Below are 288 nucleotides of genomic sequence, written 5' to 3'. Positions count from 1 at the left end.
CGTTTGGCCTCAGCGTTCTTTCAACCACGGCGCTCTCGCTGTGCATGTTCTACTGGCTGCGCAGCTTGCGCCACACCGACGAGGTAACCGCCGCCCTCTTCGTCTTTGCGGCCTATGCCGTCAGTGTGCTGCTGGTCTACGCGCTCTCGTTCACGCCCGCCCTCGTGCAGAACATCCTGGGAGCCATCCTCTTTGTCATGCAGCTTGCCCTCATGGGACCCTCAAGCACCCACGAGGACCAGCTGGCCAGCCGCCCCCATCGCCGCGCCCGCACCTTCTTCACGTTTG

At 63.5% G+C, this 288-nt stretch carries 1 pseudogene; it reads left to right on the top strand.

The annotated features are described in order from the left end of the window. Positions 1 to 288: pseudogene (locus PZH32_RS13865) on the top strand (hypothetical protein); the annotation flags it as partial.

It is taken from the genome of Adlercreutzia equolifaciens (assembly GCF_029076695.1).
Classification (GTDB): Bacteria; Actinomycetota; Coriobacteriia; order Coriobacteriales; family Eggerthellaceae; genus Adlercreutzia; species Adlercreutzia equolifaciens_A.
This window is presented reverse-complemented; position numbering and strand designations above follow the sequence as displayed.